Raw genomic sequence first — 12517 nt, 5'->3', positions numbered from 1 at the left:
CGCACGGGGTCTGCGACAGTAAGTGTGCCCAGCGGACGGTAAGCGGAACGACAAATTCCGCCGATTGTCAGATCCGACGGTAGCGGGTGAAGAGGAACCCGTCCTGCTCCAGCACGGAAGCCACCTGGAAGCGTGTCGGGACGGCCATCGAAGGGCCCCCGGCGATCCGCTGGGCGTCACCCGCGGTGAGGGTCGGCGAGATCGTCAGGCACAGCTCGTCGAGGACCTCCGCCGCGACGAACTGGCCGAGCAGCCGGGGCCCGCCCTCGGTCAGCTGCCGCCGCAGCCCGCGCGCCGCGAGCGCCCGCACGGCGCGGGCCGGGTCGACCCCGGCGCCGTCGCCCGCGACCAGCACCTCCGCGCCCGCGGCCCGCGCCGCGGCGACCCGGTCGGCGGGGGCGGCGGCCCCGGTCAGGATCAGGGTCGGGACCAGCGGCGAGGTGAAGAGCGGCAGCGAGAAGTCGAGGTCGAGGGAGGCGGTGACGACGGCGATCACCGGCGCCACGCCCTGCCCCGCGGCGGCCCGGCGGGCGGCGAAGGCCTCCCGCGCCTTGGCCGGGCGGTACCCCTCCAGGCGGACCGTTTCGGCGCCCACGACGATCACGTCGGCGAGCCCCCGCAGGGTGCCGAAGATCCTCATGTCGGTCTCGGAGGAGAGCGGCTGGGAGCGGCCGTCGTGCTGGCCGGCCCCGTCGAGCGAGGAGACCATGTTGGCCCGCAGCCACACGGCGTCACCCTCGGGGTACGCGTAGGCGTCGGCGAGCTCGTCGAGCGACCACTCGCGACCGCCGGCGGCGGCCGGACCGGCGGCGGTCTCGGTGGCTGTCATGTCCGTCACAGGGAGCAGGCGTCGCATCCTCGCAGTCTGACATGACGATTACAGTGGGGAACTGTGTCGACCCGCGCCCTCACCGAAGCCGCCTCCTCCCAGGCGGCGCCGCTCTCGCTCTGCTCCCGAGAGCCCCACGTCCCCGCCGACCGTCTCGTCGCGGAGATGGTGCCGCCGCCGCGGTTCGACTCCGTTCGGTTCGACACGTACCTCCCGGACCCGAACCAGCCCAGCCAGACGGACGCCGTCAAGACGCTGAGCTCCTTCGCCGAGGGCCTCGGCGGAGCCCACGCCTCCGGCGCCGGCAAGCGCCGCTGGTTCGCCAGGAAGCCGGCCGCGCCGACCGGGCCCCGCGGGGTCTACCTGGACGGCGGCTACGGCGTCGGCAAGACCCACCTGCTCGCGTCCCTGTGGCACGCGACCCCGGCCGAGCCCTCGCTGAAAGCTTTCGGCACGTTCGTCGAGCTGACCAACCTGGTCGGCGCGCTGGGCTTCCAGCAGACCGTGCGGACCCTCAGCGGGCACCGCCTCCTCTGCATCGACGAGTTCGAGCTCGACGACCCGGGCGACACCGTCCTCGTCTCCAGCCTGCTCGCCAAGCTCGTCGAGGCGGGCGTGGCACTCGCCGCCACCTCGAACACGCTTCCGGGCAAGCTCGGTGAGGGCCGCTTCGCCGCCGCCGACTTCCTCCGCGAGATCCAGGGCCTCTCCGCCCACTTCCTGCCGCTGCGGATCGACGGCGAGGACTACCGCCACCGCGGCCTGCCCGAGGCCCCCGCGCCGTACACCGACCAGGTCGTCACGGAGACCGCGTACGCGACGCCCGGCGCCTCCCTCGACGACTTCCCGCACCTGCTCGAACACCTGGCCAGGGTTCACCCGAGCCGGTACGGCGCGCTCACCGACGACCTCACGGCGGTCTGCCTCACCGACGTCCAGCCGATCCCCGACCAGTCGACCGCGCTGCGGCTCGTCGTCCTGGCCGACCGGCTCTACGACCGCGAGATACCCGTCCTCGCCTCCGGACTCCCCTTCGACAAGCTCTTCAGCGACGAGATGCTGAACGGCGGCTACCGCAAGAAGTACTTCCGGGCGATCTCCCGCCTCACCGCGCTCGCCCGCGACGCGAAGGGGCTGGTCGCGCAGTAGCTTGGGGGCCGTACCCGATCGAAAGGGATTCACATGGCCACCGTGCGTCACGCCCACACCGTCTGGCAGGGCGACCTCCTCAAGGGCTCCGGCGTCGTCACCCTCGATTCGTCGGGCCTCGGCTCGTACGACGTCTCCTGGCCCGCCCGGTCGGAGGAGCCGAACGGCAAGACGAGCCCCGAGGAGCTCATCGCCGCCGCGCACTCCGCCTGCTACTCGATGGCCTTCTCCAACGGCCTGGCCGGTGCCGGTCACCCGCCGGTCCGCCTGGAGACGAAGGCCGACGTGACCTTCCAGCCGGGCCCTGGCATCACCGGCATCCACCTCACCGTGCACGCCGAGGTCCCCGGCCTCGACCCGGAGAAGTTCCAGGAGCTCGCCGCGGACGCCAAGGCGAACTGCCCGGTCAGCAAGGCGCTCACCGGAACGACGATCACCCTCACCGCCACGCTCGCCTGACCACACGTCAGACCACGCGCCACATGAGGCAGTTGTGGCCCGCATGGTTCACGCGCCACGAGGGTGCGTGATACACACATGCGGGTCACACGTCACACACCACCTGTCTGTCCGCCAACAGAAAGTGGGTTGCCGCCTCATGTCCGCAACACGACGTCAGATCCTGTCACGCACCGGCGCGTCCGTCGCCGGCATCGCCTTCACCGGCGCGCTCTCCGAACTCTTCGCCGGCAGCGCGGCCGCCGCCGGGCGCCGCGGCGGCTACGGCCCGCTCGTGCCCGACCCGGCCGGACTCCTCGACCTCCCGGCCGGCTTCCGTTACAAGGTCCTCTCCCGGCAGGGCGATCCGCTCCGCTCCGGCGAGGGGCCGGTGCCCAGCAACCACGACGGCATGGGCGCCTTCGCGGGCCGCAGGGGCCGGGTGCACCTCGTCCGCAACCACGAGAACCGGGTCACCGGGAAGATCGGCGTCCCGACGGTCCCCGGCCTGACGTACGACCCCGCAGCGAAGGGCGGCTGTACGGCCCTGGAGCTCGACGGCCGGAACAACGTCCTGGGCGAGCGGGTCGCCATCGCCGGCACCGCCGTCAACTGCGCGGGCGGGCCGACCCCCTGGAACACCTGGCTGACCTGCGAGGAGACCGAGGACCGGGCCGGGACCAACGGCTACACCAAGGACCACGGCTTCATCTTCGAGGTCGACGGCGCCGACCCGCACCGCACCGGAGCCGTCCCGCTGACCGCCATGGGCCGCTTCCAGCACGAGGCGATCGCCGTCGACCCGAGGAACGGCATCGTCTACGAGACGGAGGACGCCTTCGACCGGCCCTTCGGCCTCTTCTACCGCTTCCTGCCGGACAAGCCGCTCGGCGGCACCGGTTCGCTGCGCGCGGGCGGCGCCCTGGAAGCCATGCGCGTCCCCGGCGTCCCCGACCTGTCCGCCGTCCAGGAGACCGGCGCGCGCTTCGAGGGCGTCGAGTGGGTCCCCGTACCGGACCCGCAGGCCGCCCTGACGCCCATCCGGTTGCAGGACTTCGGGCCGAAGGGCATCACCCACGCGCAGAAACTGGAGGGCTGTTACTGGGGCGGGCGCGCCGTCTACTTCGTCTCCTCCTTCGCGCGCCGGGAGAACGGCTCCGCCGCCACCCACTTCGGCCAGGTCTGGAAGTACGAGCCCGACAGGCGGCGGCTCACCCTCGTCGTCGTCTTCGGCCCCGACACCGACCTCCAGCTGCCCGGCGAGTCCCCCGACAACATCTGCCTCGCGCCCAGTGGCGGCCTGATGGTCTGCGAGGACGGCGAAGGCGCCCAGCACGTCTTCGGCGTCAGCCGGAAGGGCGAGGTGTACGCGGTCGCCCGAGGCGCGCAGAACATCGGCACCCCCGACGCCCCGGAGTGGGGCGAGTTCGCCGGCGTCACGTTCTCGCCGGACCGCTCGACGATGTACGTCAACTGCTACACCCCCGGCACGACCTTCGCGGTGACCGGCCCCTGGTGGTGAGCTGACCCCGCCCGCTCGCGGGCCACCGGGTTCCGTCGCAGGATCGGGAGAGGACGAGCGGCGCGGCGGAAGGGTTAGAGGTGGCGAAGAAGGACGGCGGGAAGCGGGAGAAGGACGGCGGGACGGCGAAGGAGGACCAGGGGAGGAAGGACCAGGGGAAGCGGGAGCGGGAGCGCGCGGTGCCCCGGCTCCGGGAGCCGGTGCTGCGCGAGGTGCTCCGGGTCCCGGAGGGCGAGCGGATCGACCTGGGGTCGTACGACGCCTCGGCGATCCCGGCCGGCCCCGCCGACAAGGCCGCCGGGCTCGCCGCGACCGCCGCCCTCGCCCCGCGGCTCGCCGGACTCCAGGAGCGCCTGTACGCGTCGAGCACGGCCGGCGACCGCAGGCGTCTCCTCCTGGTGCTCCAGGGCATGGACACCAGCGGCAAGGGCGGCACGGTCAAGCACGTGATCGGTCACTTCAACCCGTCCGGCTGCCGGATCCAGGCCTTCAAGGCACCCACGCCCGAGGAGCGGAGCCACCCCTTCCTGTGGCGGATCATGCGGGCGCTCCCCCGCCCCGGCGAGATCGGCATCTTCGACCGCTCCCACTACGAGGACGTCCTCATCGCCCGCGTCCGCGAGCTCGTCCCCCGCCGCAGCCTCGGCAGCCGCTACGGCCAGATCAACCGCTTCGAGAAGTCCCTCGCCGACGACGGCGTCACCGTCGTCAAGGTCTTCCTGCACCTGTCGTACGAGGAACAGCGCGCCCGGCTCCTCGAACGCCTCGACAACCCGGACAAGCACTGGAAGTTCAACCCGGGCGACATCGAGGAGCGTGCCCTCTGGCCGGCCTACCAGGAGGCCTACTCGATCGCCCTGGAGCGCTGCGGCACCGACGAGGCCCCCTGGTACATCGTCCCGGCGGACCGCAAGTGGTACCGCAACTGGGCCGTCAGCAAGCTGCTGCTCGAACACCTGGAGGCCCTGGACCCGAAGTACCCGCCGGGCGACTTCGACGTGGAGCAGTGCCGGGCCCGGCTCCTGGAGACGTGACCGTGTCCGTCACCTGATGGCGACTTTGATCGGTTAACTTCCGATCGTGAACATTCCTGTACGGAAGATGGCGGCGCTCGGGGTCCTGGGCGCCGCTCTCGTCGGTTGCGGCGGCGGTGCCGTCGAAGGCCCCGCCCCCAAGGCGGCCACCCAGACCGTCTCGCCCACCGCTTCCCCCACCGCCTCGCCCAAGGCCAGTGCGGCCGCCGCCGGTCCCAAGCCCGCGCGGGTTCCCCGTACGCCTCCGACCATGGCCCCGGGGCCCGGTGGGCTCACCCCCGTGTACACGCGGCGGGCCAAGGGCACCGAGAAGGTCGTGGCGCTCACCTTCGACGCGGACATGACGGCGGACCAGGGGCCGAGGGCGGCGCGCGGGGAACGCTTCGACAACCCCGAGCTGATCGCCACCCTGCGGCGGCTCAAGGTCGACGCGACCGTCTTCATGACGGGCCGCTGGGCGGAGGAGTACCCCGAGCAGGCGAAGTCCATCGGGGGCGACCCGCGCTTCGAGATCGCGAACCACTCCTACAGCCACTACGCCTTCGCCTCGCCCTGCTACGGGCTGCCGACCGTCGCCGGCCCCGACATGGCCACGGACGTCCAGCGGGCCTTCGACGCCTTCCGGGACGCCGGAGCCGTCAACGTCGTCCCCTACTTCCGCTTCCCCGGCGGCTGCTACGACGACGCCGCCCTGCGGGCCCTCGGCCCCGCCGGGGTGACGGCCGTGCAGTGGGACGTGGTGAGCGGCGACGCCTTCGCCAAGGACGCGGACGCCGTCGCCGAACAGGTGCTCGACGGCGTGAAGCCCGGCTCGCTCGTCGTCATGCACTGCACCCGCAGCGCCGCACCCGTCACCGAGCGGGCGATCCGCCGGATCGTCCCGGAACTCCGCGCCCGCGGCTACCGCTTCGTGAAGGTCTCCGAGCTCATGAGCCGCTGACGCCCGGCTACTCCAGGCGGGCCGTGGCCCGGCAGGACAGCGCCGCCGCGGCCGCCGCGAGGAGCAGGGCGGCGGCGCAGGCGAGCCACGGCGGGTCGGCGGTGGCCGACCGGGCCCCGGTGACCAGGGCGGTCATGGCCTGCTGGGCCGGGGAGCCGGTGGTGACGAGGGCGAGCAGGCAGCCGAGGACGAGGGCCGTGAGCGACCAGCCGGGCGCCTGGACGAAGGGACGGGAGGCCAGCGCGCCGACGGCGGCGCCCGTCAGGGCGCAGGCGAGGGCGCCGAGCAGCCCGGTGACCCCCGCGGCGAGCCCGCCGACCCCGCGCCGGTCGCTCATCGCCGTCACCACGAGCACGGCGACCGTCCCGGCGAGCACCGGCCAGAGCGCCCCGGTCAGCAGCGCCGCGAGATGCGCCCGGCCCCGTCCCGCCGCGCCCGCCACGACGCTCCGCGCGGCGGGCGGCTCCTGCGTGGCGCAGATCCGCACGGACCAGGCCGCGACCGGCAGCAGCGCGGCGGCGGTGAACCCCAGGGCGCCCAGCACGGGTTCGCCCGCGCGCACCCCGACGCCGACGACCGCCACGTACAGGAGCAGCGGCGCCAGCCACCGCTGCGAGCGGATCAGCAGGCCCGACTGGTAGCGCAGGAGCGCCGTCATACCCGTACGCCTTCGCCGTCGAGGTGATGGATGTGCCAGGACGCCGCGAGCAGCGCCCCGAGGAGGGCGTCCGAGTGTGCCGCGCCCACCCGGAGGACGAGGGCGCCGGTCCCGGCGCCCTCGCGGTCGGGTGCCGGGGCGACGGCCGGGTCGCCCGGCAGCCGGGCCGGGAGCGGGCGGCCGCCCGAAGCGGTGATCCGGACGAGGGGGCCGGGAGTCCGGGCCTCCTCGCGTACCGCACGGACGCGGTGGGCCTCGACGACGTACACCGCGTCCGCCTCGCCCGCGAGCCGCCGGGGGTCGTGGTCGACGAAGACGACGGCCGCGCCGGCCGCGAGGCGTTCACGGACGGCGGCGTCCAGCTCCGCGCGGGCGGCGGTGTCGAGCCCGGTCCAGGCCTCGTCGAGGACGAGGAGGGCGGGCACGGCGAGGAGCGCCTGGGCGACGGCCACCTTCTGGCTGGTGCCCTTGGAGAGTTCGGCGAGCGGGGTACGGGCGTGGGCGGCGGCGCCGAAACGTTCCAGCCACTCCCCCGCGCGGGTCCTGGCGGCCGAACGGCCGAGGCCCTGGATCCGGCCGAGGTGGACGAGGTAGTCGACGGCCGTGAACGGCAGGGCGGCCGGGAAGCGCTCGGGGACGTACGCGGTGCGGGCCGGGCGGCCGGTGATCCGGCCCTCGGTGGGCGCGTCGATCCCGGCGAGGAGCCGGAGCAGGGTGGACTTGCCGGTCCCGTTGGCCCCGGTGATCCGGACGAGGCCGGTGGCGGGCAGCGCGAGGCCGACCCCGCGCAGGACCCAGGGGCCCCGGACCCCGTGCCGCCGCCCGACCCCGTCGAGACGCGGCCCCGTGCCCGTACCGGCGCTCATTCCTTGCCCACCCCGGCCGCCCTCCGGTCTCAGTTGGACGAGTTCTTCTGCGGCGTGAGCTCGCTCGGGCGGACGACGACGAAGCCCTGGCCCTCCAGCTTGAGCTGGACCGCCTCGCCCGAACCGCCCCGGATCATCGAGCCGAGGGACTGGGAGCGGTGCAGCGAGGTGTGGAGCTGCTCGCTCCAGCCGACGACGGCGTCGGTGTCGACGAAGACCGGGGCCTGCGGGGTGACTGGGATGACGATCGGGTTGCCCTCGCACATCAGCGCGATCTTGCCGTAGCCGGAGAAGACGGAGTTGAAGAGGCCGCCGCCGGTCATGCCGGCGCCCTTCACGGTCTTGATGTCGTAGTGCAGGGTCGAGTCGAAGCAGAGCACGTTGCGGCCGTTGACCGTGAAGGCCTCGCCCTGCTCGATCTCGACGATGAAGCAGTTCTGCGCCTCGTGGGCGAACCACGCCTCGCCCTGCCCGCGCACGGCCATCAGCGCGAGGCCCTCGCCGGTGACGGCCCGCTTGAGGAGGCCGCCGATCCCCTGGCCCTTGCGCTCGAACTGGAGATCGCCCCGGAAGGCGATCATGGAACCCTGGCGGGCGTGCATCTCACCGTTGACGGTGTACTTGACCGACTTGGCGTTCTGGAGGGTCATCCCCGGAAAGCCGGCCGTCTCGGCGAGGTGTTCGCCGGCGAAAAGATCGCTCTTCATGAGGGGCATCCTGTCCCGGAAGCGATGATTCCCACAAGAATCACTCGTCACCGCAGTGGCAGACTTGCCGAGTGAGCAGCAACGACACCGATCTCCGCGACGAGAAGCCCCAGTTCGTCCTCCCCCTGGTCGTCCGCATCGAGAAGGACGCGCCGCCGGCCCGTACCGACGCTCTGGAGACCGCCGCCCGGGCCGTCCTGGAGATCCTGACCGACGACCGTTCCCTCGGCGACGGCGAGTGGGCCCAGGCCATCACCGACTGGCAGGACGCCCGCATCCGCAAGGTGGTCCGCCGGGCCCGCGGCTCCGAGTGGCGCAAGGCCGCCGCGCTCCCCGGGATCACGGTCGACGGCGCCGGGGCGGAGGTACGGGTCTTCCCGCCCGTCCCGCTCGACGGCTGGCCCAAGGAGCTGGCCAAGCTCCAGGTCTCCGGCACCGACCTCGACGACCCGGCCGCCCCAGGACCCGTCCCGGAGGGCGCCGCGGTGCTCTGGCTCAACCCCGAGCTCGACATGTCCGCGGGGAAGACGATGGCGCAGGCCGGACACGGCGCCCAGCTCCTCTGGTGGGCCATGTCGGAGGACCGGCGCGCCGCCTGGCGGGAGGCCGGTTTCCCGCTCGCGGTCCGTACCGCGGCGGCCGGCGACTGGGCGCAGCTGACCGCGAGCGGGCTGCCGGTGGTCCGGGACGCCGGCTTCACCGAGATCGCCCCGGGCTCCTGCACGGTGGTCTCCGCGTTCCCGAACCTCAAATGAAGCTCTGAACGTCCCCCTCACGGGATTCGAACGCCACCTGCCGGGTCATCACCGGGGTGACTGAGGACCGAAGGAGGGGGACATGACGGAACTCGGCATCGGCATCGGCTGGCGCCCCGAGATCGCGGAGGCCGTGGAGGCGCTGCCCGGCGTCGACTGGGTCGAGGTGGTCGCGGAGAACATCTGCGCCGGCCACCTGCCCGACTCGCTGACCCGGCTGCGGGCCCGCGGCGTGACGGTCGTCCCGCACGGCGTCTCGCTCGGGCTCGGCGGCGCCGACCGGCCCGACCCGGCCCGGCTCGCCGCACTCGGCGAGAAGGCGGTGGCGCTCGGCGCGCCGCTCGTCTCCGAACACATCGCGTTCGTGCGGGCCGGGGGCCCGCTGACCGCCTCGCCCCCGCTCGAAGCCGGCCACCTGCTGCCGGTGCCCCGCACCCGCGACGCCCTCGACGTCCTCTGCGAGAACGTCCGCATCGCCCAGGACGCGCTGCCCGTGCCCCTCGCCCTGGAGAACATCGCCGCCCTCGTCTCCTGGCCCGGCGAGGAGATGACGGAAGGCCAGTTCCTGGCGGAGCTGGTGGAGCGTACGGGGGTACGGCTCCTCATCGACGTCGCCAACCTCCACACCAACCACGTCAACCGCGGCGAAGACCCCGCGAAGGCGCTCGCCCGGCTGCCCCTGGACGCCATCGCGTACGTCCACGTCGCCGGCGGCGTCGAACGCGACGGCGTCTGGCACGACACCCACGCCCACCCCGTGCCCGGCGCGGTCCTCGACGTCCTGGCGGACCTGGCCTCGCGGGTCTCGCCGCCTGGGGTGCTCCTGGAGCGCGACGACGACTTCCCTCCGGCGGAGGAGCTGGCGAGCGAACTGAGCGTGATCCGGGCGACGGCCGTACCGGCCGCGGGCCCGCGTTCCGCCGGGGCGGACCGCAGGGGCGCGGCCCACGCGCACGGCGCCCTCGCGCGGGTACCCGGCCCCCGACGACCCGTCACGGTCCAGGACCAGCCCCTGCTCATAGGCGCCGGAGCCCGCGCGTCGGGCGGGCTCATGCCCAGCGCCGTCCCCGCGGCGGCACCCGCGCCCGTGCCGGGCGACGCCGCCCGCCAGCGCCTCGCCCTGGCCCAGGCCTCCCTCCTCTCCGCCCTCGTCGCCGGCACCCCCGCCCCCGAAGGCTTCGACACCCGCCGCCTCGGGGTCCAGAGCCGGGCGCTGGCGGCGAAGCGCGCGGGCGTGGTCGCGAAGGTCGCCCCGGAGCTGCCGGAGATCCTCGGGAAGGACTTCCGGCCGGCGTTCCTGGCGTACGCGAGGTCCCGCCCGATGACCGGCGGATACCGGCGCGACGCGCTGGACTTCGCCGAGCACCTCCTCGTGGCCGGCCGGCCGGAGGACCCGGCGGCGCGGCGGCTGCTCACGGAGTGGTGGCAGGACCGTTCCGGCAACCGGCCGCCGGGCCGGGCCACCCGGCTCGTACGGGCCGCCCGTCACGCCCTCGTCAGGAGATGACCATGGACGCCGTCGTCACCCTCGTCTACCTCGCGGGCGCCATCGCCGTCGCCCTGCTCATCACCCGGGTCGTCCGGACCCGCCGGGCGCCCGGCGGGCCGCCGGCCGTCATCCACGACCGGTACGAGGCCGCCTTCCTCAACGGCGGCCCGGCCAGGGTCGTCGACACCGCGATCGCCGCCCTCCACGCGGACGGCAGGCTCCAGGTCGGCGGCCCCGGCATCGTGGCGGTCGTCCGCCCGTCCGCGTACGACCCGGTGGAGCGGGCGGTGCTCCAGGAGCACGCCGCCGCTCCGCACGGGGCGCTGCACCACCTGCGGATGGCGGTGATGAGGCACCCGGCCGTCCAGGAGATCGGCGACGGCCTCGCGACGCGCCGGCTCCTCGTGGAACCGGCGGCGCGCCGGGCGACCGTCCGCCTGTGCGGGGCCCTGGCGCTGACGGCCTTCGTCCTCATCCCGGTCTCGATGGTCGTCTCGGTGCTCGACTTCGCCTCCTCCCCGGACTTCTCGGTGCCGTTCGTCTTCAAGGTGGCGCCCGTGCTGTTCGGCGTCCTGATCGCGTCCATGGTCTGCGGCTCGCTCTCCGCCGGGCAGCTCACCTCGGGCGGCCGGCGCGCGCTCGCCGACTACGGCCGCGCGCACGCGCACCTCGCGGACGCCGGTCACCTCGTGGCCCTGCACGGGCTGCGGGGGCTGCCCGACCCCGTACTGCGCGAGCAACTCCTCGCCGCCGCACGGATCTACGGACCGCCGCGCCGGCGCGGTCGCGGCGGCCGGCGCCCGGCCTCGCACGTCTCGTCGGCGGACGCGGCGATGCTCGGCGTCGCCGCGGAGTGGTGCGGGGACAACACCTACTGCGGTGGCGGTGGTGGGGGCGGCGGAGCGGACGGAGGCGGCGGAAGCGCGTGCTCCGCGGGGTCGTGCTCGTCCGGCTCCTGCTCGTCCGGGTCCTGCTCCGGCGGTGGCGGCGGCTCCGGCTGCGGGGGAAGTTCGGGCAGCTCCTGTTCGAGTTCGAGCGGAAGCTCCTGCTCCAGCTCCAGCGGGAGTTCGTGCTCGAGCAGCAGCTCCAGCGGCTGACCACCCGTTCGCACGGCGGGCGCGCCCATTCGAGTGGCGGGCCCGCCCTTCCTCCCGTAGAACTCGGACATGATCTGGGTTCCCCTCTTCCTGGTGGCCTGCGTCGTGGCCGGGATCGGCTGCGCGCGGGTCTGCCGCGCGACGCTCGCGGCGGCCCGGCCGCACCCCGGTGACGTCCTCGAAGGAGCCGGTCCCGACCTCACCCTCCACGAGGCGGCCTACCTCGCCGGAGGGCCGCTGCGGGTCACCGATCTGACCCTGGTGTCGATGCACAGGGCGCGGCGGCTGCTGCTCGCCCACACCGGCTGGGCGACGGTCGTGGACGCGGGCGGCGCCGAGCGGGACGAGGTCGAACGCGCGGTGCTCGGAGCCATCGGGCCCGAGGGGCAGTGCCCGATCCCCGCCGTGCGCCCGATGGTCGCCGCCGACGACTCGGTGCGGTTCATCGAGGAGAGGCTCGTCGGCCGGGGGCTCGCCGTGCCGGCGGCGGGACGCCGGGAAGTGGCGGACGGACTGCGGGCCGTGAAGGCGGGCTTCCTGCTCGGCCTGGTGCTCGGGGCGGCCTCGGCGCTGCTCGTTCCGGACGCCGAACGGGCCCTGGTGATCGCCGCGTTCACGCTGCCGCTGCTCGGCTCGGGGCTCTGTCTGCTGATCGGCGTGACCGAGCGCTACCCGTACACGCGCTGGGCCTCACCGGCCGGTCAGCGGCTGCTCTCCGGCCTCTCCCCCGCCGACCCGCTCACCGCCCTCGCCACCCGCGGACCCGCGGTCCTTGAGCCCGAACTCCGCGCGGCCCTCGGCGGGCACAAGCGCTGAGGGGGCACGGAAAAGGCCCCGGAAATGACGCCGGTGGGGGGGGGGGGGGGGGGGGGGGGCGCGGGGGGCGGGGGGGGGGGGGGGGGGGGGGGGTGGGGGGGGGGGGGGGGGGGGTGGGCGGGGGGGGGGGGGGGTGGGGAGGAAAGGGGGGGGGGTGGGGGTTGTTGTGGGGGGAGGAAAGACCCCCCCTCTCTCTTTGGGCGCTTTGCCCCATCCA

13 protein-coding genes are annotated in these 12517 nt (G+C 74.1%); 9 read left to right on the top strand and 4 right to left on the bottom strand.

Going from position 1 to position 12517, the window contains the following annotated elements:
• Positions 1-67 precede the first annotated feature (67 nt).
• Positions 68-856 (bottom strand): pyrimidine reductase family protein, encoded by a 789-nt coding sequence (locus tag ACZ7G1_RS35455; RefSeq protein ID WP_470878579.1) that lies wholly within the window; start codon positions 854-856, stop codon positions 68-70.
• Positions 857-892: 36 nt separating this feature from the next.
• On the opposite strand from ACZ7G1_RS35455, the gene zapE reads away from it, so the two are divergent.
• The 5 genes from zapE to ACZ7G1_RS35430 all read left to right on the top strand — a co-directional run bounded on the left by zapE (position 893) and on the right by ACZ7G1_RS35430 (position 5912).
• Entirely contained in the window at positions 893-1978 is a 1086-nt protein-coding gene (zapE, locus tag ACZ7G1_RS35450; protein ID WP_470878577.1) for a cell division protein ZapE, read from the top strand.
• Between the two features lie 33 nt (positions 1979-2011).
• Positions 2012-2437, top strand: coding sequence for an OsmC family protein (locus ACZ7G1_RS35445; RefSeq protein ID WP_470878575.1), 426 nt, complete (start codon positions 2012-2014; stop codon positions 2435-2437).
• A 139-nt stretch (positions 2438-2576) separates the two neighbouring features.
• Entirely contained in the window at positions 2577-3938 is a 1362-nt protein-coding gene (locus tag ACZ7G1_RS35440; protein WP_470878573.1) for an alkaline phosphatase PhoX, read from the top strand.
• A 179-nt stretch (positions 3939-4117) separates the two neighbouring features.
• Positions 4118-4972: a PPK2 family polyphosphate kinase gene (locus ACZ7G1_RS35435; RefSeq protein ID WP_470878699.1), complete on the top strand. Its 855-nt coding sequence runs from the start codon at positions 4118-4120 to the stop codon at positions 4970-4972.
• 67 nt (positions 4973-5039) lie between these two features.
• Positions 5040-5912: a polysaccharide deacetylase family protein gene (locus ACZ7G1_RS35430; RefSeq protein WP_470878697.1), complete on the top strand. Its 873-nt coding sequence runs from the start codon at positions 5040-5042 to the stop codon at positions 5910-5912.
• 7 nt (positions 5913-5919) lie between these two features.
• Here the strand turns inward: ACZ7G1_RS35430 and ACZ7G1_RS35425 are convergent, their stop codons facing one another.
• From ACZ7G1_RS35425 to ACZ7G1_RS35415, 3 genes are read right to left on the bottom strand one after another with little or no spacing between them, the layout of a single operon-like run.
• Positions 5920-6570 carry an ABC transporter gene (locus ACZ7G1_RS35425; RefSeq protein WP_470878571.1) on the bottom strand — a complete coding sequence of 217 codons (651 nt, stop codon included), beginning with the start codon at positions 6568-6570 and terminating at the stop codon, positions 5920-5922.
• A complete protein-coding gene (locus ACZ7G1_RS35420; protein WP_470878569.1) occupies positions 6567-7436 on the bottom strand; it encodes an ABC transporter ATP-binding protein in 870 nt (289 codons plus the stop codon). Before ACZ7G1_RS35420 ends, ACZ7G1_RS35425 begins: the two co-directional genes overlap by 4 nt.
• Before the next feature lie 29 nt (positions 7437-7465).
• Positions 7466-8143: an AIM24 family protein gene (locus ACZ7G1_RS35415; RefSeq protein ID WP_470878567.1), complete on the bottom strand. Its 678-nt coding sequence runs from the start codon at positions 8141-8143 to the stop codon at positions 7466-7468.
• A gap of 71 nt (positions 8144-8214) precedes the next feature.
• Between ACZ7G1_RS35415 and ACZ7G1_RS35410 the strand changes: the two genes are divergently transcribed.
• The 4 genes from ACZ7G1_RS35410 (at position 8215) to ACZ7G1_RS35395 (ending at position 12300) form a co-directional block, all read left to right on the top strand.
• On the top strand, positions 8215-8898 hold the full coding sequence (locus tag ACZ7G1_RS35410) for an aminoacyl-tRNA hydrolase (RefSeq protein WP_470878565.1): 684 nt from the start codon (positions 8215-8217) through the stop codon (positions 8896-8898).
• An 82-nt stretch (positions 8899-8980) separates the two neighbouring features.
• Positions 8981-10405: an MbnB/TglH/ChrH family RiPP precursor modification enzyme gene (locus ACZ7G1_RS35405; protein ID WP_470878563.1), complete on the top strand. Its 1425-nt coding sequence runs from the start codon at positions 8981-8983 to the stop codon at positions 10403-10405.
• A gap of 2 nt (positions 10406-10407) precedes the next feature.
• Positions 10408-11484, top strand: coding sequence for a TIGR04222 domain-containing membrane protein (locus ACZ7G1_RS35400; RefSeq protein WP_470878561.1), 1077 nt, complete (start codon positions 10408-10410; stop codon positions 11482-11484).
• Between the two features lie 69 nt (positions 11485-11553).
• Positions 11554-12300: a TIGR04222 domain-containing membrane protein gene (locus ACZ7G1_RS35395; protein WP_470878559.1), complete on the top strand. Its 747-nt coding sequence runs from the start codon at positions 11554-11556 to the stop codon at positions 12298-12300.
• Positions 12301-12517: the final 217 nt, after the last annotated feature.

The sequence above is a fragment of the Streptomyces sp. NPDC037273 genome, assembly GCF_055603625.1.
Note: the sequence above shows the minus strand (reverse complement) of the source record. Positions and strands in the feature narration are given on the sequence as shown.